Annotated in this window: 22 protein-coding genes; 14 read left to right on the forward strand and 8 right to left on the reverse strand. The window is 68.8% G+C overall.

The features are described 5' to 3' along the window. The first annotated feature begins 110 nt into the window (after positions 1 to 110). From serC to C8258_RS08000, 3 genes are all read left to right on the forward strand, one after another. Positions 111 to 1,238, forward strand: a complete 1,128-nt coding sequence (gene serC, locus C8258_RS07990) for a phosphoserine transaminase (protein WP_062994372.1) — start codon at positions 111 to 113, stop codon at positions 1,236 to 1,238. A gap of 307 nt (positions 1,239 to 1,545) precedes the next feature. Next, positions 1,546 to 2,631, forward strand: a complete 1,086-nt coding sequence (gene sepH, locus C8258_RS07995; RefSeq protein WP_106954571.1) for a septation protein SepH — start codon at positions 1,546 to 1,548, stop codon at positions 2,629 to 2,631. Between the two features lie 317 nt (positions 2,632 to 2,948). Further along, a complete protein-coding gene (locus tag C8258_RS08000) occupies positions 2,949 to 3,680 on the forward strand; it encodes a hypothetical protein (RefSeq protein ID WP_106954572.1) in 732 nt (243 codons plus the stop codon). Positions 3,681 to 3,703: 23 nt separating this feature from the next. Here the strand turns inward: C8258_RS08000 and C8258_RS08005 are convergent, their stop codons facing one another. Next, positions 3,704 to 4,006 carry a DUF2537 domain-containing protein gene (locus C8258_RS08005; protein WP_232329631.1) on the reverse strand — a complete coding sequence of 101 codons (303 nt, stop codon included), beginning with the start codon at positions 4,004 to 4,006 and terminating at the stop codon, positions 3,704 to 3,706. Continuing rightward, positions 4,003 to 4,806 (reverse strand): RNA methyltransferase, encoded by an 804-nt coding sequence (locus C8258_RS08010; protein ID WP_036498007.1) that lies wholly within the window; start codon positions 4,804 to 4,806, stop codon positions 4,003 to 4,005. Before C8258_RS08010 ends, C8258_RS08005 begins: the two co-directional genes overlap by 4 nt. A 139-nt stretch (positions 4,807 to 4,945) precedes the next feature. Here C8258_RS08010 and C8258_RS08015 point away from each other — a divergent pair, with 139 nt between their 5' ends. Continuing rightward, on the forward strand, positions 4,946 to 5,308 hold the full coding sequence (locus C8258_RS08015) for an FKBP-type peptidyl-prolyl cis-trans isomerase (RefSeq protein WP_036498008.1): 363 nt from the start codon (positions 4,946 to 4,948) through the stop codon (positions 5,306 to 5,308). 6 nt (positions 5,309 to 5,314) lie between these two features. On the opposite strand, the gene C8258_RS08020 is transcribed toward C8258_RS08015, so the two are convergent. The 5 genes from C8258_RS08020 to C8258_RS08040 all read right to left on the reverse strand — a co-directional run bounded on the left by C8258_RS08020 (position 5,315) and on the right by C8258_RS08040 (position 11,378). Further along, positions 5,315 to 6,481 (reverse strand): hypothetical protein, encoded by a 1,167-nt coding sequence (locus tag C8258_RS08020; protein ID WP_106954573.1) that lies wholly within the window; start codon positions 6,479 to 6,481, stop codon positions 5,315 to 5,317. Between the two features lie 76 nt (positions 6,482 to 6,557). Continuing rightward, on the reverse strand, positions 6,558 to 7,940 hold the full coding sequence (locus tag C8258_RS08025; RefSeq protein WP_106954574.1) for a sensor histidine kinase KdpD: 1,383 nt from the start codon (positions 7,938 to 7,940) through the stop codon (positions 6,558 to 6,560). Positions 7,941 to 7,977: 37 nt separating this feature from the next. Further along, positions 7,978 to 8,682 carry a response regulator transcription factor gene (locus tag C8258_RS08030; protein WP_036498012.1) on the reverse strand — a complete coding sequence of 235 codons (705 nt, stop codon included), beginning with the start codon at positions 8,680 to 8,682 and terminating at the stop codon, positions 7,978 to 7,980. 73 nt (positions 8,683 to 8,755) lie between these two features. Beyond that, positions 8,756 to 9,136, reverse strand: coding sequence for a hemophore-related protein (locus tag C8258_RS08035; RefSeq protein ID WP_051024243.1), 381 nt, complete (start codon positions 9,134 to 9,136; stop codon positions 8,756 to 8,758). A gap of 130 nt (positions 9,137 to 9,266) precedes the next feature. Next, entirely contained in the window at positions 9,267 to 11,378 is a 2,112-nt protein-coding gene (locus tag C8258_RS08040) for an AMP-binding protein (protein WP_106954575.1), read from the reverse strand. Between the two features lie 318 nt (positions 11,379 to 11,696). On the opposite strand from C8258_RS08040, the gene C8258_RS08045 reads away from it, so the two are divergent. From C8258_RS08045 to C8258_RS08070, 6 genes are all read left to right on the forward strand, one after another. After that, positions 11,697 to 15,332, forward strand: a complete 3,636-nt coding sequence (locus C8258_RS08045) for a HAMP domain-containing sensor histidine kinase (RefSeq protein WP_106954640.1) — start codon at positions 11,697 to 11,699, stop codon at positions 15,330 to 15,332. Then, a complete protein-coding gene (locus tag C8258_RS08050) occupies positions 15,329 to 15,742 on the forward strand; it encodes a roadblock/LC7 domain-containing protein (RefSeq protein WP_011207200.1) in 414 nt (137 codons plus the stop codon). The genes C8258_RS08045 and C8258_RS08050 overlap by 4 nt, the downstream gene beginning before the upstream one ends. Before the next feature lie 7 nt (positions 15,743 to 15,749). Continuing rightward, positions 15,750 to 16,124, forward strand: a complete 375-nt coding sequence (locus C8258_RS08055; RefSeq protein ID WP_025347064.1) for a DUF742 domain-containing protein — start codon at positions 15,750 to 15,752, stop codon at positions 16,122 to 16,124. Further along, complete coding sequence (locus tag C8258_RS08060; protein ID WP_174372252.1) at positions 16,105 to 16,707, forward strand: ATP/GTP-binding protein; 603 nt, start codon at positions 16,105 to 16,107, stop codon at positions 16,705 to 16,707. Before C8258_RS08055 ends, C8258_RS08060 begins: the two co-directional genes overlap by 20 nt. Positions 16,708 to 16,800: 93 nt before the next feature. Further along, positions 16,801 to 18,471 carry a carboxyl transferase domain-containing protein gene (locus C8258_RS08065; RefSeq protein ID WP_106954576.1) on the forward strand — a complete coding sequence of 557 codons (1,671 nt, stop codon included), beginning with the start codon at positions 16,801 to 16,803 and terminating at the stop codon, positions 18,469 to 18,471. A gap of 140 nt (positions 18,472 to 18,611) precedes the next feature. Then, positions 18,612 to 19,466 carry an aldo/keto reductase gene (locus tag C8258_RS08070; RefSeq protein ID WP_039776240.1) on the forward strand — a complete coding sequence of 285 codons (855 nt, stop codon included), beginning with the start codon at positions 18,612 to 18,614 and terminating at the stop codon, positions 19,464 to 19,466. Between the two features lie 13 nt (positions 19,467 to 19,479). On the opposite strand, the gene C8258_RS08075 is transcribed toward C8258_RS08070, so the two are convergent. Further along, positions 19,480 to 20,742, reverse strand: coding sequence for an NAD(P)-binding domain-containing protein (locus tag C8258_RS08075; protein ID WP_106954578.1), 1,263 nt, complete (start codon positions 20,740 to 20,742; stop codon positions 19,480 to 19,482). Between the two features lie 79 nt (positions 20,743 to 20,821). On the opposite strand from C8258_RS08075, the gene C8258_RS08080 reads away from it, so the two are divergent. From C8258_RS08080 to ligD, 4 genes are all read left to right on the forward strand, one after another. Continuing rightward, positions 20,822 to 21,547, forward strand: a complete 726-nt coding sequence (locus C8258_RS08080; RefSeq protein ID WP_106954579.1) for an enoyl-CoA hydratase — start codon at positions 20,822 to 20,824, stop codon at positions 21,545 to 21,547. After that, a complete protein-coding gene (locus C8258_RS08085; RefSeq protein ID WP_106954580.1) occupies positions 21,547 to 22,698 on the forward strand; it encodes an MBL fold metallo-hydrolase in 1,152 nt (383 codons plus the stop codon). Before C8258_RS08080 ends, C8258_RS08085 begins: the two co-directional genes overlap by 1 nt. Positions 22,699 to 22,730: 32 nt before the next feature. Continuing rightward, the gene (locus C8258_RS08090) at positions 22,731 to 23,015 is read left to right on the forward strand and encodes an antitoxin (protein ID WP_106954641.1); all 285 of its coding nucleotides are present in this window, start codon (positions 22,731 to 22,733) and stop codon (positions 23,013 to 23,015) included. Positions 23,016 to 23,125: 110 nt separating this feature from the next. Then, positions 23,126 to 24,053: non-homologous end-joining DNA ligase (ligD, locus tag C8258_RS08095; protein WP_199195622.1), on the forward strand; the 928-nt coding region annotated here is incomplete at its 3' end.

Consider the following 24,053-nt stretch of genomic DNA (forward strand, 5'->3'; position numbering starts at 1 on the left):
CGACACGGTGTTACGGACATCTGCGCGGTATCGGCGAGCCCGTCGCATCCGTGTGCACAACCTCGACCCACCCACGCGCGAGACCTACATCACGCTCTAGGCTTGAGCCCATGACCGCTGCCTTTCCGAGCATTCCCGACGATCTGAAGCCCGCCGACGGACGGTTCGGCTGCGGCCCGTCCAAGGTCCGTCCCGAACAGCTGCGCTCCCTCGTCGAGGTCGGCGCGTCCGTGATGGGCACCAGCCACCGTCAGAAGCCGGTCAAGGACGTCGTCGCGCGCGTCCGTTCGGGCCTGCGCGACCTGTTCTCGCTGCCCGAGGGCTACGAGGTCGTGCTCGGCAACGGCGGCACCACCGCGTTCTGGGACGCCGCGGCCTTCGGCCTGATCCGGGACCGTTCGCTGCACCTCACCTACGGCGAGTTCTCCTCGAAGTTCGCCGCGGTGGCCAAGCGCAACCCGTTCATCGGCGATCCGATCGTGGTCTCCTCGGACCCGGGCACCGCGCCCGAGCCGGTCTCCGACCCGGTCGCCGACGTGATCGCGTGGGCGCACAACGAGACCTCCACCGGTGTGTCGGTTCCCGTGCAGCGGCCCGCCGGCTCGGACAACGCGCTGATCGCCATCGACGCCACCTCCGGTGCGGGCGGTCTGCCGGTGAATATCGCCGATGCCGACGTGTACTACTTCGCGCCGCAGAAATGCTTCGCCTCCGACGGTGGCCTGTGGGTCGCGCTGATGAGCCCGAAGGCGCTGGAGCGAGTCTCCGAAATCAAGGATTCGGGTCGCTACACCCCCGAATTCCTCTCGCTGCCGATCGCGATCGACAACAGCACCAAGGATCAGACCTACAACACCCCGGCGCTGGCCACCCTGCTGTTGTTCGCCGATCAGATCGAGTGGATGAACAACAACGGCGGTCTGGACTGGACCGTGAAGCGGACCCTCGATTCCTCGTCGCGGCTGTATTCCTGGGCCGAGTCCAGCGAATTCGCCACCCCGTTCGTCGCGGAGCCGGCGCACCGCTCGCAGGTGGTCGGCACCGTCGACTTCGACCCGTCGGTGGATGCGGCGCAGGTCGCAAAGGTGTTGCGCGCCAACGGCATCGTCGACACCGAGCCCTACCGCAAGCTGGGCCGCAACCAGCTGCGCGTCGGCATGTTCCCGGCGATCGATCCCGAGGACGTGTCGCAGCTGACCCGCTGCATCGACTGGGTGGTGCAGCAGATCAGCGCCTGATCGCCACGGCGCTCGGATAAAAGCTCGCGAAAGTCGCGGAATTTCGTCACCGAAATCCGCGGCTTTCGCGTTTACGCTGTGTTGGTGTGCGCCAACCGAAATCGTGCCGGAAGTTTGCCGGGGCGCGGGCCGGTGAGCGTGGAAACAGAGCAGATTAGTCGTCCCCAGCACCGCGGCGGTAGATTTCAGGCCGCGTGTCTTGCCACACGAATCTCAGAAGTGCACTACTGTTCCAGAACGTGGGCGGTGTCGCGAGCTAGTTGGTGCTCGGCGCAGCTGTGATCGACGCAGCGATAAGGAGGTAACGGTGCGTGAACTTCGAGTGATCGGATTGACGCCCGATTCCGCGCACATCGTGTGCGTCGATGCCGAGACCGGTCAGAAGTACCGGCTCGCCGCCGACGAGAAGCTGCGTGCCGCCGCGCGTGGAGACCTTGCCCGATTCGGCCAGATCGAGATCGAAACGGAGGCGACCATGCGTCCTCGCGATATTCAGGCTCGGATCCGTGCCGGTGCGTCGGTGGAGCAGGTCACCGAGGAGTCCGGTATGCCGGCCAGCCGGGTGGAGCGTTTCGCCTACCCCGTGCTGCTCGAGCGTGCCCGCGCGGCCGAGCTGGCGCAGAAGGCGCATCCGGTGCGCAAGGACGGTCCCGCCGTGGAGACGCTGATCGAGATCGTCTCGGCCGCCTTCGCCGAGCGCGGCCACAATATCGATATCGCCGAATGGGACGCCTGGAAGGACGAGAAGAACTACTGGGTGGCCCAATTGCAGTGGCAGGCGGGCCGTTCGGTGATCGCCGCGCACTGGCGCTACCAGCCGGACGCGCACGGCGGCTCGGTGGTGCCGCTCGACGATCCGGCCTCGGACCTGATCGATCCCGATTTCGGCCGCGCGCTGCGCGGGCTGGCCACCATCCTGCCGGAGCCGACGCCCGAGCCCGCCCCGGTGGTGGAACCGGTGTCGGCCGGGCCCGTTCAGACCACCGCGGTGGCCGAGACCGGCGAGGCCGGTTTCGACGAGTACTTCGAGCAGCGGGCCGCGGTGGGTGGCACGGCGGTTCCGGTCAGCGCCAAGAGCGCCGTGGCGGCGAATCCGCCGAGCACGACGGCGCCGGCGGCTCCCGCGACCCCGGCGCTCCCGGCCGCCGCGGCTCCCACGGCTCCGGCCGAGCCGTCCGAGCCGGCCGCTCCCGCCGCTCCTGTTGCGGAGCCCGAGCCCGCCGTCGCGGCGGAGCCGGAGACGGCCCCGGCCGCGAAGTCCACCACACCGGCAGCGAACGCCAAGCCCGAGGCCAAGCCCGCGCCGCAGAAGACGGCCCGGGCCAAGCGGGGTAAGGCGCCGATGCCGTCCTGGGAGGATGTGCTGCTCGGCGTGCGTAGTTCCGGGCACTGAGTCCGTCGCCGGGTACGAAATACCGGCCGGTCACATCGAATTCGCGGCGGAGGCCATCGGTCTCCGCCGCGAAGTCTGTTCGCCGTATTCACCCCCGTTCGGGCGCGGCGCCGCCGGAATGTTGGGAAACGGGGGTTGACACGCGCGGCAGAAGTCAGAAGCGTCGGTGTTTCCGCTGTTGGGGGAGTAGATTTTTCGTATGCGCCCGATTCTCGTCGGGCGCACAGCGAGCAGGCCGCGGCGGCGGATGTGGTTCGGCTCCCGCGATTGCTCGGGAGTAACCACGCTTACCCGTTCGAGCTCGGGAGGTGTCGTAGGTGCCATCCACAGCCTCGTCGATCTGGTACGTCGACGACCCGGACCCGGCGGCGGTCCTGCGCTCCCACCCCGATCCCGACCCGGAGGCCGCGCTCGCACTGGCCAAACAGCTCAATCCCGACCACGACGTGGTGCCCGCCGCCTCCGGCACCCTGAAGGTCTGGGCCGGCCCCGATCCCGGCTCGATGTACATCGGCTGCTTCCCGGGCGTCACCGTGGTCTGTACCGTGCAGGCGGCGCGCAGCCACCCGACCCGGCTCCCGGAACCGCTCATCCGGCCGCTGGCCTCCGAGCACACCTATCTGGTGTCCTATGACGTCGCACTGGGCTGGGGTGCGTTCGCGCATTGGGAGCGCGGGGAATTCCGCCGCGCCTTCAGCGCCACCCGGGTCGACATCGTCGAGGACGAAGGGCTGCCACTGGTGTGGGAGCGCCAGTACTGGGCCGGCGACCATCCGGTCCGGCTGCGGCCCGGTGATTTTCCCGATCCGCAGATCCTGCCGTTCGACCCGCCGGAATTCGCCGACGCGGCGAACGAGGAGTGGCTCGGATTCCGTTATCGGGCGGGCGCTTGCGGCGACGCACTGCTTCCGGACCGGATCGAGGTGTGCGGATTCAGCCTCTATCCCGCCGGGCAGGCGCCCGCACCGGCGACCCGGGAGACGTCGGTGACGATTCCGGCGAGTAAGCGCTGGTTCGGCTGGCTGCGCGGACGCGACCGCGTGTTGTGATCGCGAAACCGCGATCGCGAAACCTAGTGGGCCGCAGCGTCGATCAGCAGCACGACCCAGCCGATCAGTACCCCGGCGCCGAGTCCGGCGAGCACCCAGCGGGTGACCGGGGTGTGGCGCCAGCGCCACGCGGTCGGCGCGGTACCGGCGACGGCGATCACGTTCACCGCCACCGCGAGCGTCCAATGGACATGGGCCAGTGCGACACCGAACGAGTACACCCCGGCGGCGGTCAGCGCGGCGACGAAGACGGCCACGGCGATGCCCGCCGCCCACGGTGTCGGTTCGCCGGGAGTGGCTTCCGGGCGGCCCAGCGGTCGATTCACGAGGTCCGCACCCTTTCGTAGAAAGCCATCGCGGCCGCGGTCGCGACATTGAGCGAATCGGTGCCGGGGGTCATCGGAATCCGCGCGCGGATATCGGTGGCGCGCATGGCCGCCTCGGTCAGACCGGGGCCTTCCGCGCCGAGCAGCAGTGCCACCCGGTCGCCGGTCATCGCGGTCGCCAGATTCACCGCCGCCGGATTCGGCGTCAGCGCGATGATCCGGAAACCGAGCTCGCGCAGCGTATGCAGGCCGTCGGGCCAGGTCGGCAGCGACGCGAACGGTACGCGCAGCACGTGTCCCATCGACACCCGCACCGCGCGGCGATACAGCGGATCGGCGCAGCGGTCGCCGAACAACACCGCGTCCGCGCCGAGTCCGGCCGCGTTCCGGAAGATCGAGCCGATGTTCTCGTGATCGTTGACGCCCTCGAGCACCGCGACCGTGCGGGCGGTCTCCAGGATTTCCTCGGGTAGCAGTTCCGGTGGGCGGCAGGCGGCGGCGAGGACGCCGCGATTGAGGTGGAATCCGACGATCTCGGCCATCACCTCGGCGCCGACGCGGTAATAGGGGACGTCCACACCGGCGAGGTCGGGGGCGAGCTGATCGAATCGGCGACCCACCCCGAGTAGGGCGAACGGCTGGAAACGCGAGGCCAGCATGCGCTGCACGACCACCACGCCCTCGGCCACGACCAGGCCTTTCCCGCCCGGAAGGTCGGGCCGCCGGTCGGCCGAGTTGAGGTCGCGGAAGTCGGCGACCCGAGGGTCGCCGGGGTCGACGATATCGATCACGTGGGCCACGGCAACCTATCCTGCACCCTGGCCGCGAATTCGGCCGAGCCAACTGTCGTGTGAAACACGGTTTGGCGGGCAACGCTATGGTGAACTCTTTATTGGTTTATCCACAGAACGATTTATCCATCGCAACGGAAGAGGACGCATGACCAAGCCGGAAGTCGAGTTCCAGGAAGGCCCCGCGCCCACCACGCTGGAAGTGCAGGATCTGGTCGTGGGCGACGGAGCCGAAGCCGTGCCCGGCGGCACCGTGGAGGTGCACTACGTGGGCGTCACCTACGACACCGGCGAGGAATTCGATTCGTCCTGGAACCGTGGCGAATCCATCACCTTCCCGCTGCGCGGCCTGATCCAGGGCTGGCAGGACGGTATTCCCGGCATGAAGGTCGGCGGCCGCCGCCAGCTGACCATCCCGCCGGAGCTGGCCTACGGTCCCGAGGGCTCGGGCCACCCGCTGTCGGGCAAGACGCTGATCTTCGTCATCGATCTGCTGAACGTCGTCGAATAAGGACGTTCACTGCCGGACGATCTCGACCGGATCGGACAGATTCGTCGCCAGGACGGACTGCTGGGATGTGCTGTGTGCCGGTAACGCGGTGAGGGCCTTGCCGGTTTGATCGGTCAGATTCGTCGAAATTTGCTGCATCTGGGTGACCCCGCCGGTCACCGCCTGCAGCGCACCCTGCAGTTGCGTGCTCGCCTGATCGGCGAGCTGCGGAATCTGCCCGGCCAGGGCGGCGCCCTGGTCCAGCTGGGCGGTGGCCGCGGTCAGCCGGTTCGCGGCATCGCGCAGGATGGTGCCGAGGCCGGTGTTCGGATCGGTACTGCTCCCGGTCAGGCGGGCCACGCCCGCCAGTTGGGTGTCGGCCTGGCCGGCGATCGAGCGCAGCGCCTCCAGCTTGCCGATGATCTCGGTGAGCTGAGGATCCGCCGCGAACGGCAGCGCTCGCAGCAGCGGCAGGACCTGGTCGAGCCCGGTACTCATCGCGTTCGCACCGGCACCGATCTGCCCGATGGTCAGTCCGGTGGCATCGAAGGCGCCGGCCATGTTCTCGGCCTGATTCGTCGCCTGTCCCAGAGTGCTGTGTACCTGGCCGAGTTGCGAAGTCAGCGTCGCCGCACCGGATTTCGCGGAATCCAGGAAACCCAGCATCTGCTGGGCGCCGCCGGTGAACTGTCCGGCGGCGTCGGAGGCCGTCCGTACGCCCGCGTCGAGCAGCTGGGATGTGAAGGCGGCCTGTTGCATCGAACCGCGCGCGTTCGCGACCGCGCCCAGGGTCTGATCCACGCCGGCGGCCGCGATTCGCCGCGTCACCGCCGCGACCGCATCGTCGACCGCGGCGGTGTCGGCGTGTTCGTTGGTGGCCACGGTCAGCTGGGCCCGATGCGGTTGCGCCGTGGCGAGGGTGGCCAACGACGAACTGAGGTCGGCGGGCAGGGTGATCACCGCGGCATGATCGGTGGTGCGGGCACCGGGTTCGGCCACAATCCAGGTGTCGTCCTCGGATTGCAACGCCTTTACGATGCGGGCACCGGCGGGGCCGGTATCCGCGTTGACGATCGCGATATCGGTCGGCGCGGCACCACCGCGGGTGGCGGCGATCACCCCGCCCGTCACCGCACCGGCGACCACCAGGGTCACCACACCGAGCACTGTCCAGCGAAAACGTCTATCTGCCACGCCGTTCGACGGTAGCGACGATGAATGCGCAAGTACTGGCGGATATCTGAGGGTTCTGTGAGGGAACTCGGACGAATCAGGATTCCGGCGGTGGCGGTGCGGACATCGGCCGGTCCGGCAATTCCAGCACCAGGCGCACCCCGCCCAGGGTGCCGTCGTCGAAATAGGCTCGGCCACCGTGCAATTGGGCCTGCTGCGCGACCAGGGCCAAGCCCAGCCCGGAGCCGCCCTTGGTGGCGTTGGCGCCGCGGATGAAGCGGTCGAAGACGGTCCGTCGCTCCTCGGCCGGGATGCCCGCGCCGTTGTCGTCGACCGAGATCACGATCCAGCCGTCGGGGCGGCGATGGGCCGACACCAGCGCCTGCGTGGCGCCGCCGTGGCGGGCCGAATTGGTGAGCGCGTTGTCGACCGCCAGCCGCAGTCCGGTCGGCAGGCCACGAGTGATCAGTTCGGGATCGGTCTCGATGTGGACGGTGAGATCTCCAAAGTGGCGCATCGCATCGTGGGCGGCGTGATCGACCAGATCGCCGACATCGGTTTCGACGTGGTCGCGTTCGTCGGTCAGCTCGCCCGCGGCGAGCCGTTCCAGCGCGGCGAGTGTGGCCTCCACCCGGCCCTGACTGCGCTGCAGATCGTCGAGGATCTCCGCGCGCTGCTGCTCGTCGAGGTCCAGGGTGCGCAGCACCTCGAGGTCGGTGCGCATCGCGGTGAGCGGGGTGCGCAGTTCGTGCGCCGAGACGGCGGCGAAATCGCGGGCCGTCTCGAGTGCCGCCGCGGTTTCGGCCTGGGCGAACTGCACGCGCTCCAGCAGCGAATTCACTGCTTCGGAGAGCTTTTCGGCCTCCCAGACGCCGGATCCGTCCACCCGGACCTCGGCCGTACTGGTGCCGCTGCGCGCACTCACCTGCCGGGTGAGATCGCGGATCGGGCGCACCGCGCCGCCACCGAACACCCAGCCCAGCCCGGCTGCCGCGGCCACCGCCAGCCCGGCCGCGAACAGCACCCAGCGCCGCTGCTCGGACATGGTGTGATAGGCGTCGGTCAGCGGGATCGCGATCGATACGGTCCGTCCCTCGGGCTGATTCTCGGTCGTGGTCAGTACCCGGAACGGGGTGCCGCCCAGCGTGACCGTATGCGAACCCGGGTCCTCGGCGGGCAGGCGCACGCTGGTGGACGCGATGATCTCCCCGTGGTCGCGGACCGTCACCGCCATATCCTTGTTCGGCGTCACCAGCGACAGCACCCCGACCGCGATGAGCGGCTGCATCAGCACGATGCGCGAGGCGATGTTCAATTCCTGGTCGGCCTGGGCGAGATTGTTGCGGCCCAGTGCCACCACCGACACCCAGCTCAACACCGCGGTGATGATGATCGCGCCCAATGCCGCCGCCCCGGCGACCCTGGTGCGCAGCGAATAGGAGTGTCGCAGCCCGAAGCGCCGCCGTCCCGGTGCGGTCATCCCGCACCCGCACAGGTCGTTTCGGCGGGCGCACCGGTCATTTCGGCATCCGCAGCACGAAGCCGACGCCGCGGATGGTGTGCAGCAGCCGGGGAGTGCCGTCGGCCTCCAGCTTGCGACGCAGATAGCCGACGAAGACGTCCACCACATTGGTGTCCGCGGCGAAGTCGTACCCCCACACCAGCTCCAGCAGTCGTTCCCGGCTCAACACCACCCCGGCATTGCGGGCCAGTGTGGACAGCAGTTCGAATTCCCTTTTGGTGAGCTCGATTTCGTTACCGTGCAACAGGGCGCGATAGCCGGCCACATCGATTTCCAAGGGGCCCACGGTGATCGAGCCCGGCGCCGCGGCGGGAGCGGTATCGGTGCGGCGGCGCAGCAGCGCCCGGATTCGCGCCACCAATTCGGCGAGGACGAACGGTTTCACCAGATAGTCGTCCGCGCCGGATTCCAGTCCGGCGATCCGGTCGCCGACCGAACTGCGCGCCGAGAGCACGCAGATCGGCACCTCGTTGCCCATCGCACGCAACGCGGTCACCACGCCGGCACCGTCGAGCACCGGCATGTTCATATCGAGCACGATGGCGTCGGGCGACTGTTCGGCCACGCTGCGCAGGGCTGCGGCGCCGTCGCGGGCGATCACCACCCGGAATCCGGACAGTCGCAAGCCGCGTTCCACCGAGGACAGCACATCCTCGTCGTCGTCGACCACCAGCACCGTCGGATTCTCGCTGCTCGCCACGGTGTGCAGTGTAATTTGACCGCGCGGCTCCGGGGGGTGGCCCGAGGCCCGCGCGAGTTGCCCGGTGCCCGGGTCAGTAGTTGTGGCAGGAATCGGCGACTTCCTGAATCGTCCGGCTCAGGCCGGCGGCCCGCGGGTCCTGCTGGGCGCGCTGCGCCTCGTCCGGATGCTGGGCCAGATACTGCTGGAATTCGGCCCGGCGCTGTTCCACGGGCTGATCGAATTTCGCCTTCAGCTCGGCCTTCTGGTCCGGGTTGTTGTCCAGGATCGAGGCCAGCTGCGGCGCCTTGTCGTGCAGGGCGGCGTCGACCTGAGCAAAGCTGCAGGTCGAATTCAGCAGCGGCGCAACCAGTTCGGTCGGACCCGCCGATGCGGTGGCGGGGACGAGCAGGGCGGCCCCGGCGGCCAGGCCCGCAGCGGTGAGGGTGGTTGCGGCAAATCCGCGAATGCGCATGTTTCTTTCTCCCTGTGCGTCGGCACGTATGTGTCCGGCACGGTATCGCCGGAGTCTGGGGCGCGCGTGAACCGATTCTGAGAAGACTCTGAACCGGGCCGGGCGCGCGCCCTGCACTCGGATGCCCCGATCAGGAACCGATACTCGAGCCGTTCGTGCTCGTCGCCGGGTCGGCCGTGGTCTCCGCCGCCGGGTCGGCGGTCGGATCGGTCCCGGCGAGCAGTTGATCCTCCAGCGCGATGAGCACCGCGGGATCCTCGATGGTCGCGGGCATCTCCCAGGTCTCGCCCGAGGCGATCTGGCGGATGGTGCGGCGCAGGATCTTTCCGGATCGGGTCTTCGGCAACGCCCGGACCACCGTCACGTCGTGCAGGGTCGCGATCGCGCCGATCTGCTCGCGCACGCGGGCGATGATCTCGGCACGCAGCTGCGCCAGTTCGATGTCGACGCCGTTCTTGAGCACCACGTAGGCGATCGGCAGCTGTCCCTTCAGTTCGTCGGGCACTCCGATCACCGCGGTTTCCGCGACCGCCGAATGTCCCGAGATCGCGGCCTCGATGCCGCCGGCCGAGAGCCGATGCCCGGCCATATTGATCACATCGTCGCTGCGGCCGAGGACGTACAGATACCCGTCCTCGTCGAAATAGCCGGAGTCGCCGGTCAGATAGTGCCCGGGATAGGCCGAGAGATAGGAGCGGCCGAAGCGTTCGTCGTCGCGCCACAGGCCGGTCAGCGAGCCGGGCGGGAGCGGGAGGCCGATCACGATATTGCCCTCGGCGCCGGTGGCCACCGCATCGCCTTCGTAATCGAGGACGCGCAGCCGGTAGCCGGGGACCGGAACCGAGGCCGAGCCGGGTTTGATCGGCAGCTCCTGTAGACCGAGCGGGTTGGCACATACCGGCCAGCCGGTTTCGGTCTGCCACCAGTGGTCGACCACCGGGCAGTCGGGCAGGTCGGCCAGCACCGTCTCCCGGGTCCACTCGTAGGTGGCCGGGTCGAGCCGTTCGCCGGCGCAGAACAACGCGCGCAGCGAGGACAGATCGTGGCGGCGAGCCAGCGCGGCATCCGGATCGGCGCGGCGGATCGCGCGCAACGCGGTGGGGGCGGTGAACATCACGTGCACCCCGTACTGCTCGACCAGCCGCCAGTAGGTGCCGGAGTCGGGCGTACCGATCGGTTTGCCCTCGAACAGTATGGTCGTCGCCCCGACCAGCAGCGGGGCGTAGACGATATAGGAATGGCCGACCACCCAGCCGATATCGGAGGTGGTCAGCATCACCTGACCGGGGGAGACGTCGTAGATATTGCGCATCGACCAGGCCAGCGCCACCGCGTGGCCGCCGTTGTCGCGCACCACGCCCTTGGGTTTTCCGGTCGTGCCCGAGGTGTAGAGGATGTAGAGCGGATCGGTCGCGGCCACCGGCACCGGGTCGGCCGGTTCCGCGTCGCGGACCATGTCCTCCCAATCCAGCCAGCGGGCCGCGATGGTGGCGGTGGAATCCGGCAGCGTGTCGGTGGCCGGCTGCGGGGCGGCGAACCGGATGGTCGGAAAGCCTTCGCGCTGCTTCACGACCACATTCCGCGGCGCGGTGGTCCGCACCTGGTCGAGTGCCTGCAGCACGATCGGCGGGTACTCGAGGCGCTTGTTCGGTTCCAGGCCGCCGGAGGCGGTGACGATCAGGACGGGTTCGGCGTCGTCGATGCGGGCGGCCAGTTCATGGGCGGCGAATCCGCCGAAGACCACCGAATGCACCGCGCCGATCCGCGCGCAGGCCAGCATCGCGATGACGGCCTCGGGGATCATCGGCATGTAGATCACCACGCGGTCGCCGGTACGCACCCCGAGCCGCAGCATGGCGCCGGCGAAGCGGGCGACCTCGGCCAGCAATTCGGCGTAGGTGTAGACGACTGTGGCGCCCGTCATAGCGGAGTCATATATTAAGGCGGGCTGATCCGCGCGACCGCCCGTTTTTTCGGAAATGCCCGTTTTGGCGGCGGCATCGGTATCGTCGTTCGTCGAGGCGGGTTCCGCTGTGAGATCGCGCACATGCCGATCGAGGGCGTTGTAGGAGGTGTTGAGGCGAGCATCGGGAAACCACCGAGCCGTCGGTCGTGCCGTGGTATCGAGAATCTGTTCGGGCGCAACGTCCCAGCTGATCGCCTCGGCCGCGCTACGCCAGAAGTCCGACGGGTCGACCAGGCTGGTCTGGTAGGTGGGCCGGTACTCCTGCTTCGCGTTCAACCGTATGACTCCCTGCCTCGCATCGATGCCCGCCTCGATAGATCAGCCTGATTGTGGCAGACTTCACGCGACGTCCGGGCGGCCGCCGCGACCTTTGATTTTGGCTGGAACAGCCAGGTCAACGGCTGGTGGTTGCCAAGAGGTCACACAAGAAGTTATTGATCCGTTAGAATCGCATGTCACCTATTTCGGCCGTCATGGACGCAATTTCTCGGCCAGCCGCAGTTCCCGGCCCGTTCTGCTTATCGAGCCGCGCGTGCGATCGTGGAGGCTCGCCGATGGCGCGTGGCTGGGGCCAGTTTGGAAAGTGAGTTGGAGATGCGTGACGCCGCTAGGCCCGTTGGGAAGCGCTGGGCGCTCGGCAACTGGGACCTGCGCTGGAAGGTTACGGCCGTACTGGCCGTGCCGCTGCTCGTCGCGGTGGTACTCGGTGCTTCCAGGATCGCGTCCGAGTTCAGTGACTCGAGCCACCTGGATCGGGCGGTCGAGCATGTCGAGGCGATTCCGGCCGTCACCGGCCTGAGTGGTGCCGCGGCCACGGTCGCCGGTGGTCAGATGGCCGCGATCAGCCCCACCCAGTCGCTGGTGCAGGACGCGGACCTGACCCGACTGGACGGCGCCATCCAGACCGCGCAGAAGGCCACGGCCAAGCTGGACGGCGTTCCGGGTGCGCGCGATGCGATCGAGCAGATGATCAAGGGCGCCCAGGCGGTGCGCGATCAGGGCACCAAACCCTCGCCGGTCCTCGCCGACGCGATCGCCCAGGAAGAGGCGATCCGCCAGAACAGCGTCCGCACGGTCGAGGAGATCGTCTCGACCATCTCCGACCCCGGCGTCGACGCGGCGAAGCTGCGCCTGGTCGACTCGCTGAACACCCGCGCGGTGATGGTCCAGGAGATCGCGGCCTCGGCCAAGACCCTGACCGGTGACGCCAAGGGCGGTCTGCACGACTTCCAGGTCGCCGGCAACACCGAGAAGTACATGCTCGACCTGCTGGCCAAGCGCCTGCCCGAGAACGATCCGACGATCGCCGAGCTGAACGGCTTGCTGCAGAACCGGATCACCATGACCAGCGGGCCGAACGTCGATGTCGGTCAGCTGCCGCTGATGGATATCAAGCAGTCGCTGGTCGACAGCCTGAACGGCTACACCAAGATCGTCGGTTCCTCGACGCAGGACATCACCTCGCGAGTGAACGACCTGGCCGATAACGCCCGGGCCGGCGCCATTCAGTACGCCGTCATCGTCGTCCTGACGATTCTGGCCGCGCTGATCTTCGCCGTGCTGGTCGCGCGGGCCATGATCGTGCCGCTGCGCAAGCTGCGCCTGGCCGCGCTGCGCGTCGCCGAGCACGACCTCGGCTACGAGGTCTCGCGCCTGCGTGACGGCGCCAGCCCCGAGGATGTGCCGCTCGAGCCGATGCCGGTGCACACCGAGGAAGAGGTCGGCCAGCTCGCTCGCGCGGTCGACGACATCCACGGTCAGGCCCTGCGCCTGGCGGCCGACCAGGCCTCCATGCGTACCCAGGTCAACGATATGTTCGAAACCCTGGCGCGCCGGTCGAAGTCGCTGGTCGACCATCAGCTCTCGCTGATCGAGGCGATGGAGTACGACGAGAAGGACCCGCGCCTGCTGGAGAACCTCTTCCGGCTCGACCACCTCGCCGCCCGTATGCGCCGAAACGGCGACAACCTGCTGATTCTGGCTGGCACCCGGCAGCGGCGCAGCAAGTCCGCGCCGGTCGAGATCGCGGACGTGCTGCGTGCCGCCATCTCCGAGGTCGAGGACTACGAGCGCGTGAAGCTGGGCGCCACCCCGCGCGGCGCCATCACCGAACCGGCCGCCTCCGACCTGGCGCACCTGTTCGCCGAGCTGCTCGACAACGCGCTGCGCGCCTCGCCGCCGGAGACCGACGTCAAGTTCACCTTCGCCCAGGCCCACGACCAGGGTCTGCTGATCGAGGTCGCCGACCGCGGTATCGGTATGCCGCCCGCGGAGATGGCATCGATCAACCGGCGCCTGGAGACGACCGCCGAGGTCGGTGCGGACACCGCGCGCCACATGGGTCTGTTCGTCGTCAGCCGGCTGGCCGAGCGGCACGGCCTCAACGTGCGCCTGCGCCCCACCTTCGACACCGCCCGCGACCCGGGCGTCACCGTCACCGTGCACGTGCCCAAGGCGATCATCGTGGCGCCGTCGGGCGGAACGGTCTCGCTGCCGGATCAGTCCGGTGAGCAGGTGTCGGTGCCGCCCCAGCGGCCGTCCGTGGCGTCGTCGATGCAGATGCGCGGTGTCACCCGGACCCCGAGCGGCAACATGATGGTCACCGTGGATCCGGGCGTGAGCGGGCCGATTCCGATCACGCCGGCCGCGGATGCCGGCGACGACCGCACGGTACGCACCAACGGTGCCGCCGCCGCGGCGAACGGTTCGGCCGCGGGCGGACTTCCGCAGCGCCAGCCGGGCGGTGCGGTTTCGGGCGGGCTGCCGCAGCGGCAGCCGGGCGCCAACGGACCGACCGCGCGTCATCCGCTCGCCGACGCCGAGCCGGGCACGGGCTTGCCGCAGCGTGAGCCGGGTGCCAACGGACCGCAGGCGCCCAAGGCGCAGCCGAACGCGAATCTGCCCCAGCGCGGCGGCTCCCCGACGGCGCAGCCGACCTCGGGTCTGGCCGCCAATATGCTCAAGCGTCAGCCGGGTGCGGCGGGTCAGCCGCCGCGGCCGGGCCGACCGACCGGACTGCCGCAGCGGCCGCCGGCCGGGGGTAACGGCCTGTCGCAGCGCGAAGGCGGTCTGCCACAGCGTGATTCGGGCTCGAGCCTGCCGCCGCGGGAAGGTGGCCTGCCGCAGCGCGGTGGCTCCGGCCTGCCGCAGCGTGCGCCCGCCGGTGAGGACCGCCCCGCGGCGAGCCCGCCGGCCCGCGAACTCGGCGCCAACGGACTGCCGCAGCGGACCCCGGGCACCAACGGCGCCCCGGCGCGTGAGGGTGTCCTCCCGCAGCGGGAATCCGCGAACGGTGGCCTCCCGCAGCGGGAAGCGTCCAACGGCGACCTGCCGCAGCGCGGCGCCGGCGGCGGCCTGCCGCAGCGGACCCCGGGTTCCAACGGCGCGCCGTCCCGCGAGGGCGCACCCACCGGTCTGCAGCGCGATGCCGGTAACGGTCTGCCGCAGCGGGATGCCGGAAGCGGCCTGCCGCAGCGGGACGCCGGAAGCGGCCTCCCGCAACGGGATTCGGGCGGCGGTCTGCCGCAGCGCGGTGCCGGTGGTGGCCTGCCGCAGCGCGAGGGCATCGGCGGACTTCCGCAACGCGACGCCGGAAGTGGTCTGCCGCAACGAGAGTCGAATGAGGGTCTGCCGCAGCGTGCCCCGGCCGCGGGCGGTCTGCCGCAGCGGCAACCGGGCGCCGGTCTGCCGCCGCGGCCGGAACCCACCCCGGGGCTGAGCCTGCCCGGACGTCATGCGCCGCAGCGGGACAGCTCCGCCGCGGACGCGAATGCGGAATCCGGTGAGGGTCGCGAACGCGGCCGTCACAGTTACCGGTCGAATCCGCAGAAGACGGCATCGTTCTTCCAGACCCGGCTGCAGCCCGCAGCCGACGCCGGCCCGTCGGAAGGGGGGAGTCCGATCTTCGCCGAGATGATGTCGGCGTGGCTCGCGGACCCCAACCCGGACCGGTCCCAAGTCGCCGCCTCCTTCGAATCCCCAGGTGACGAAGGCTGGCAGGCTGCCCGGCGGGCAGTGGAAACCTCGTCGGAGAAGCGGACGGCGGCCGGATTGCCGCAGCGCGATCCCGGTAATCGGCTGGTTCCCGGTGGTGTCACCGGGCGGGCCGATCGGACGCCGAGCCGCGACCCAGAGTCGATCAGGTCAAGTCTGAGTCGTCACCAGCAGGGCGTCCGGGATGGCCGCGCAATGGGAGCAATGAACCTAACCGGAGATAAAGGAGACCGATGAACCCCGATCTAGGTGGTACGAACCGTCAGCTGGATTGGCTGGTTTCGAACTTCGCCAACGAGGTTCCGGGCGTCGCTCATGCCGTGCTGGTTTCGGCGGACGGCCTGTTGATGGCCGCGAGCGCTCAATTGCCCGTCGACCGTGCCGAACAGCTGTCCGCCGTGACCGCAGGTTTGGCCAGCCTCTCTGTCGGCGTTTCGAACCTGTTCGAAGGCGGCACGGTACTGCAGTCCGTGGTCGAGATGGAACACGGTTACCTACTGCTCATGGCAGTCGGTGACGGGTCCTATCTGGCCGTGCTGACGAACACGTCCTGCGATATCGGCCAGGTGGGCTACGAGATGGCTCTGCTGGTCGAGCGGGTGGGCCAGACAGTCCAGGCCACACCTCGCGTCACGATGGGTTCCTGATGGTGGGATGGACATAGACAACCAGCACGTGGGGAGCGCCGAGCCCAGCCTCGTCCGTCCGTACTCGCTGACCGCCGGTCGTACGCGACCGACGGTGGAGTTGGCATTGGAGGCGCTCGTCGCATCGCATCCGGTCGCCCTAGAGCGGCAGTTCGAACTGACCAACATCGAGACGTCAATCGTGGAGTTGTGCAGAGAATCGCCATCTGTTGCGGAACTTGCTGCCCGACTGGGTATTCCGATCGGGGTGGCTCGAGTGCTCGTCGCCGACCTCATCGAGGCGGGACATGTTCGAGTTTCGGCGACTTTGAAAGACGATTCGAGCGACGATGAACGTCGCGAGCTGATCGAAAGGGTTCTCAGTGGACTCCGGCGTATTTGATTCGACGGCCCAGGTCGATACCCGCAACGCCAAGCCGACCTCCGCGAAGATCGTGGTGGCCGGTGGCTTCGGTGTGGGTAAGACGACCTTGGTCGGTGCTGTATCGGAGATTGTTCCGCTGCGCACCGAGGCTTTGGTGACCAACGCCAGTGTGGGCGTCGACAGCCTGGCCGCCGTGCCGACGAAGGCCACCACCACGGTGGCCATGGACTTCGGCAGGATCAGCCTCGCCGACGATTTGGTGCTTTATCTGTTCGGCACACCCGGCCAGTACCGCTTCTGGTTCATGTGGGACGACCTGATTCGCGGCGCCATCGGGGCGGTAGTGCTGATCGACACCAGACGGCTCGAGGATTCCTTCGCCGCCGTCGACTACTTCGAGGCTCGTGGGCTGCCGTTCCTGGTGGCCATCAACGAGTTCGACGACGCACCGCGGTACCCGCTCGAGGACATCCGCCAGGCGCTGGCCGTCCCGGCGGACGTGCCGATCATGTCGATCGACGCGCGCCGCCGCGAGCCGGTGAAGCAGGCGCTGGTCTCGGTCACCGAGTACGCGCTGCGCAAGGTGGTTCAGGGTTACTGATACGCCGGCGACCGGCCGCACGACGCGGCCGCGTCGGCGCGCGGTGGCACCACGACCGCCGATCGCCCGGTCCGGCGCGGTTACGCTCGGGGCGTGAAGATCTCGGCGCGTGAGTTTTTCGACGGTGTGCTCGATCCCGGTTCGTATCGCAGCTGGGATCGAGAACCGATCGAGGTCGCCACCGCGCCGGCCTATCGCGCGGAACTGACCGCCGCGGCCGAGCGCAGCGGTACCGACGAATCGGTGCTGACCGGTGAGGGACGATTGCGCGGGCGGCGCGTCGCGGTGATCGCGTGTGAATTCGGTTTTCTCGCCGGATCGATCGGCGTGGCGGCCGCCGAGCGGATCGTCACCGCCGTCGAACGCGCCACCGCGCTGGGTCTGCCCCTGCTCGCCTCGCCCACCTCGGGTGGAACCCGCATGCAGGAGGGCACGGTCGCCTTCGTGCAGATGGTGAAGATCGCGGGCGCGGTGGCCGCGCACAAATCGGCCGGTCATCCCTATCTGGTGTACCTGCGCAATCCCACGATGGGTGGGGTGTTCGCCTCCTGGGGTTCGCTGGGGCACATAACCTTCGCCGAACCCGGGGCGCTGATCGGATTCCTGGGCCCGCGAGTGTATGAAGCGCTCTACGACCGGCCGTTCCCCGAGGGCGTGCAGACCGCGGAAAATTTGTATCGCAACGGGGTCATCGACGGGGTGGTGCCGGTCCGGTTCTTCCGCCGGATCGCGCACCGCGTGTTGAATGTCGCGGTTCCCGTTGCGGGACAGGCGGATTCGCTACCTTTCGCTTCGCCCGCGCAGGATTTGCCGGTAGCCCCTCCTGGCGACGGTGGCGTCGCCGGCAATGCGGCCGGAGAACCTGCCGTGCGGGATGCCTCAGCGCCACAACACGATTCGAGTACCGGGCAGACTGCCGCGGATGCGCCGCCCGTCGACCGAGCGGATGCGCCAAATGTGGGGCGAGTGGGTTCGCCGGGCGCTGAGGGAGCGGATACACCGGCGTGGGAGTCGGTGTTGATCTCCCGCGATCCGCGGCGTCCCGGCATTCGTGAGCTGTTGCGGCAGGCGACCGATCGGGTGCCGTTGAGCGGTACGGGGCAGGGCGAATCCGACCGCACCGTTGTCCACGCCCTCGCCCGCCTGCGCGGCGAGCCGTGCGTGATCTTCGGTCACGACCGGGCCGGCCAGACCGGTGAGAACACCATGGGGCCGGCGGCATTGCGCGAGGCGCGCCGCAGTATGCACCTGGCTGCCGAACTTCGTATTCCGCTGGTCATGGTCATCGATACCGCCGGTGCGGCACTGTCGCAGGAGGCCGAGGAACGCGGGCTCGCCCCCGAAATAGCCCGTTGCCTGGCCGATCTGGTCACGCTGGATACGCCGACCGTCTCGGTTCTGCTGGGGCAGGGCACCGGTGGCGGCGCACTCGCGCTGCTTCCCGCCGACCGCGTCCTCGCCGCCACGCACGGATGGCTGGCCCCACTTCCGCCGGAAGGCGCCAGCGCCATCGTCTTCCGCGACACCGATCACGCCGCGGAACTCGCTGCCGCCCAACGGGTCCGGGCCGCGGACCTCCTCGCCGACGGCGTCGTCGACCGCATCGTCGCCGAACATCCCGACGCAGCCCGCGAACCCATCGATTTCTCCCGGCGCATGGTCGCCGCGATCGCCGAGGAAGTGGCCGCCCTCCGCACGCAGCCCACCGCCGCCCTCCGCGCCCGGCGGCAGAACCGCTACCGCCGCTTGGGCGTTCCCGGCTGACGACGCACCCGTCACCTCGCTGCCGTAAGCAGCGCGATGCCCACGGACAACTTCGGTGTTCCGGCTGCCAGGGGCATATGTCCCGAACACGCAGGTGCGCGTCGTTGACGGCTCGGCAAACCGCTTCTACGGTCGGAACGGTGACCTTTCGCAGCGAGAGCAGCACAGTACCGTCGGTGATTCTCAACGACGGCCATCTGATTCCGAGGCTGGGCTTCGGGGTCTTCCAGGTGCCGGAGGGACAGACCTTCGACACGGTGACCGCCGCGCTCGAGGCGGGGTATCGCAGCATCGACACCGCGGCGGCGTACGGAAACGAAGCCGAGGTGGGGCGGGCGATCGCCGAATCGGGGCTGGCGCGCGACGAGGTCTTCATCACCACCAAACTGTGGAATGCCGACCAGGGCTACGACTCCACCCTGCGCGCGTTCGAAGCGAGTATGGAGCGGCTGGGGTTCGAGTACCTCGATCTGTATCTGATCCACTGGCCGGTGCCGAGCGCGGACCGCTACGTCGACACATTCCGCGCCTTCCAGTCACTGAAAACGCAGGGTCGCATCGGTTCGATCGGTGTCTCGAACTTCCAGCCGGAACAGCTGCGGCGACTGATCGGTGAGACCGGTGAAGTGCCGGCCGTGAATCAGGTCGAATTGCATCCGGCGCTCGCGCAGAACACGCTGCGTGCCTTCCACGCGGAACACGGCATCGCCACCGAGGCATGGAGTCCGCTCGGCCAGGGCGCGGAACTGAAGGATCCCACCGTGGGCGCGGTCGCCGAACAGGTCGGCCGCACGCCCGCCCAGGTCCTGATCCGGTGGCATCTGCAGCTGGGCAATATCGTCATCCCGAAGTCGGTGAATCCCGAGCGTATCCGGGAGAACTTCGACGTGTTCACCTTCGAACTCGACGCCGAGCAGATGACCACCCTCAACGCGCTCGATACCGGCAGCCGCGTCGGCCCCGATCCCGACACGTTCACGATGGGGCTCGACTGAGGCGCTGCGGCACTCAGGACAGCCCCAGATAGCGCGTGAGTTCGACCGCCGCGGCGCGTCCCGCCCGGTTCGCGCCGATGGTGCTGGCCGACGGCCCGTAACCGATCAGGTGGATACGCGGGTCGGCGGCCACCTGCGTCGCGAGGCGGCCCGTCATCGTGATGCCGCCACCGGGCCCGCGCAGCCGCAGCGGGGCCAGGTGGTCGAGCGCGCTGCGGAAACCGGTGGCCCAGAGGATCACATCGGCGGCCCGGAAGCTGTCGTCGGCCCAGCGCACGCCCTCCGGTTCGATGCGGGCGAACATCGGATGCCAGGTCAGCGCTCCGCGCGCGCGGGCGGCGCGAATCCGGTCGTCGACCGGCAGTCCGGTCACCGACACCACCGACCGCGGCGGCAGCCCCCGTCGCACGCGGTCCTCGACCATCGCGACCGCCCGGCGGCCCTCATCGGGCCCGAACGGCCCCTCCCGCCAGCGCGGCTCCGTCCGCGACACCCACGTCGTGCTCGTGACCTGGGAGATCTCGTCGAGCAGCTGGACCGCCGAGATCCCCGCGCCGACCACCACGACGTGCTTCCCGGCGAACTCCGCCGCATTGCGGTAGTCGTGGGCGTGCAACTGGCGCCCGGCGAAGGTTTCCGCGCCCGGATAGTACGGAATGAACGGTTTTTCCCAAGTGCCGGTCGCGTTGATCACGCCGCGCACACGAAGGGTCTCGCCGGTGGCGCCCGGTAACTCGGTCGGCGCATCCGTCGATCGCCGCGAATCGGTGGCCGTATGCGGCTCGGTAACGGAACCCTGTGCAGCCGTGAGGTTTTCGCCGATCGCGGTCTCGACGTGCAACAGCCCGTCCACCAATGTCCCCGGACATGTTGCGGTGCTGGCTCTGTCGCACACCACCCGTACCGATATCGGCCGGCGAACCCGCAGGTCGAACCGCTTTTCGTACAGCTCGAAATAGTGCGGCACCGCGGTGGCGGCGGGGACGGAATCCGAACCGGCCGGCAGGGTTTCGGTGAACGACATCCCCGGCAGGTCGTGTACGCGATTCACCGTGTTCAAAGTCAGTGACGGCCAGCGGAATTGCCATGCGCCACCGGGCCCGGGGGAGTGGTCGACGATGACGAAATCGACGCCGGGGGTCAATCCGAGCCGCCGCAGGTGATAGCCGACCGACAGTCCGGCCTGGCCGGCGCCGATCACCACAATCTCGAAATCGGGTGCGGTCACCGCCGTCACAGTACGCGTCGGGTGCGTTGCGGCAACCGTCCGGCGCATACAGTGGAGTCGATACCGACCGGCGGGTGCGGTGAGGTGCACCCCCGGAGGAGAAACCGCGCGAATGGGGAGAGGTCAGATGCTCGCAGTGAGCCGGGATGGTGATGTGGTCACCATCGAATTACAGCGCCCGCAGCGCCGCAACGCCCTCAACGACGAGTTGGTGGCAGCGTTGCGCGAGGCCGTCACGTCCGCGGCGGCGGACGCGCGGGTGATCGTGCTGACCGGTCAGGGTCCGATTTTCAGTGCCGGCGCCGATCTGTCCGGCGTCTACTCGTCGGATTTCCTCGACGGACTGCTCGGTCTGTTGCAGACCATCGAAACGGTCCCGGTGCCGGTGATCTCCGCCATCAACGGCGGCGCGCTCGGCGCCGGTGTGCAGCTGGCGCTGGCCTCCGACCTGCGGGTGATGAGCCCGGATTCCTATATCGCCATCCCGGCCGCGAAACTGGGCATCTCCGTGGATCGCTGGACGGTGCGCCGGCTGGTCTCGCTGATCGGCGGCGGCCCGGCGCGGACCGTACTGATGGGGGCGGAGAGTGTATCCGCCTCCGACGCATACACTTTCGGCTTCGCCAACCGCCTCGGCACCCTGGCCGACGCGCAGGAATGGGCGAAGTCGATCGCCCAGCTCGCCCCGCTCTCGCTGCGTCACCTCAAGCTGGTGTTCAACGACGACGGCACCCGCGGCGACGACACTCCCGAGCAGCGCGCGGCCCTGGAGGCCGCCTGGCGCAGCGCCGACGCCGAGGAGGCGCGGCTGGCGCGGGAACAGAAGCGCGCGGCGAAGTTCGTGGGCCGCTGATGGCCGGCACCGAGATCGTCGCGGCCGCCCGCCGAGCGGCGCTGGCCGCGGCCGGGCTGGTCGGATTGCGCTGGGTGGCACGGGCGGCGTGGCGGATTCCCGCGGAAATGGGGGCGTCCGCCGCCGCCATCGCGCCGCTGGCGACGCGGTCGGCGAGCTACCGTGACCGCCAGTTCCACAACACCGAACCCAGCAGCCAGATCACGCCCGGCTCGGGTGCGTCCCTGCTGCTGTCGGCTCTGACCCGTCGCGATGTGGGGCGGCCACCGGCGCAGATCCCGCTGGCCAGCGCCGAACACCCCGAGCAGGCGGCCGAGCTGGCGGTGACCTGGTTCGGCCACGCCACCGCGCTGGTCGAGGTCGACGGCTACCGCATCCTCACCGACCCGGTGTGGAGCGAGCGGGTCTCGCCGTCGCCACTGGTCGGCCCGGCCCGGCTGCATCCGGTGCCGGCGCCGCTGTCGTCACTGCCCGCGGTGGACGCGGTGGTCATCTCGCACGATCACTACGACCATCTGGACCGCGAGACCGTACGCGCGCTGGTGGCCGGTCAGGACGCACCGTTCGTGGTGCCGATCGGAATCGGCGCGCATCTGCGCAAATGGCAGGTGCCGGAGGCCCGCATCATCGAATTGGATTGGAACACCTCCACGTCCATCGCTCGCCCGGGGCGCGGTGAGCTCACCGTCACCTGTACCGAGGCGCGGCACTTCTCCGGGCGCGGCTTCACCCGCAACACCACGCTGTGGGCGTCGTGGGTCTTCGCGGGCCCGCGCCGACGGGCATATTTCGGCGGCGACACCGGATACACGAAGGCGTTCGCCGAAATCGGCGCGACCTATGGTCCGTTCGATCTGACCCTGCTGCCGATCGGCGCCTACGACGTGCACTGGCCGGATGTGCACATGAATCCCGAGGAGGCGGTGCGCGCCCACGCCGACGTGTGCGTCGGGGACGCCGAATACGGCATGTTGGTGCCGATTCACTGGGCCACGTTCAACCTGGCCTTCCACGGCTGGTCGGAACCGGTCCGGAGACTTGTTGCAGCGGCGCGTGCGGGGGGTACCCGGGTAGTGGTGCCGCTTCCCGGCGGGCGGATCGATGCCGATGCGGTATCACCGCAGGTCTCCTGGTGGGAGGATGTGCGCTAGCAACGCAGTCGACGAGTGAAGGAGTGGGCTTCATGAGTTTGATGGATACGCTCAAGGGGCTGGTGAACAAGGGCCGCGACGCGGCCTCGCAGAACGCGGACAAGGTGCACGGGGCGCTCGACAAGGCCGGTGGCTTCGTCAACGAGAAGACCGGGGGCAAGTACTCCGATCGCATCGACAAGGGCACCGAGGCCATCAAGAAGAACATCACCGCGCAGGGCGGCAACACCCCGCCGCCGGCGCCCGAGCCGCCCGCCACACCGCCGCAGACTCCGCCCGCCACACCGCCGCAGGCGCCGCAACCGCCGGAGGGCTGAGGGGCGAGGCGAGACGCCCGCTTCGCCCGGGCTCACTCGCCGATCGACGACGGGTACCGGCCGGAGGTTCCCTCCTCCGGTGGTGCCCGTTCTCGCTTTACACTGCGACTATGGCGGCGCGCCGCGAGTTCGGGGGCATCGAGGTCGGTCTGACCAACCTCGACAAGGTGCTGTACCCGGCGACGGGCACCACCAAGGGGGAGGTGATCGACTACTACACCGCCATCGCACCGGCTCTGCTGCCGCATATCGCCGATCGTCCGGTCACGCGTAAGCGCTGGCCCAACGGGGTGGGCGAATCCTCGTTCTTCGAGAAGAATCTGGCCGCGCACGCACCGAAATGGATCGAGCGGCGGCCGATGGAACATTCCGATCGCCGGGTGAACTATCCGGTCATCGAGTCGGTGGCCGGTCTGGCCTGGCTCGGACAGCAGGCGTCGTTGGAAATCCATGTCCCGCAATGGCGTTTCGTCGACGGCTCGCGCGGCCCGGCCACCCGCATCGTCTTCGATCTCGATCCCGGGCCCGGAGTGGAACTGGCCGATTGCGCATCGGTGGCGTTGTGGATTCGCGATACCGTGCGCGACGCCGGTCTCGACGCCTATCCGGTGACCAGCGGCAGCAAGGGTATTCACATCTACGTGCCGCTGGATCGGGTACTGAGTCCCGGCGGCGCCTCGACGGTGGCCAAACAGCTGGCGACCGGCCTGGAGAAGTTGCATCCGGCACTGGTCACGGCGGCGATGGCGAAGGCCGTGCGACCGGGCAAGATCTTTCTGGACTGGAGCCAGAACAATCCGGCGAAGACCACCATCGCGCCGTATTCGATGCGCGGGCGCGAGCAGCCGACGGTGGCGGCGCCGCGCAGCTGGGACGAAATCGCCGATCGACACCAGCTGCGGCAGTTGCGTTTCGACGAGGTGCTCGAACGCTGGCGCTCAGACGGGGATCTGCTGGCGGGCCTGGATCCGCCCCTGGGCAGTCCCGGTGCGCCGGATCCGCTGCAGACCTACCGATCCATGCGCTGTCTCTTATACA

Origin of the sequence: Nocardia sp. MDA0666 (assembly GCF_003023875.1) — a bacterium.
In the GTDB taxonomy this organism is placed as follows: domain Bacteria; phylum Actinomycetota; class Actinomycetes; order Mycobacteriales; family Mycobacteriaceae; genus Nocardia; species Nocardia aobensis.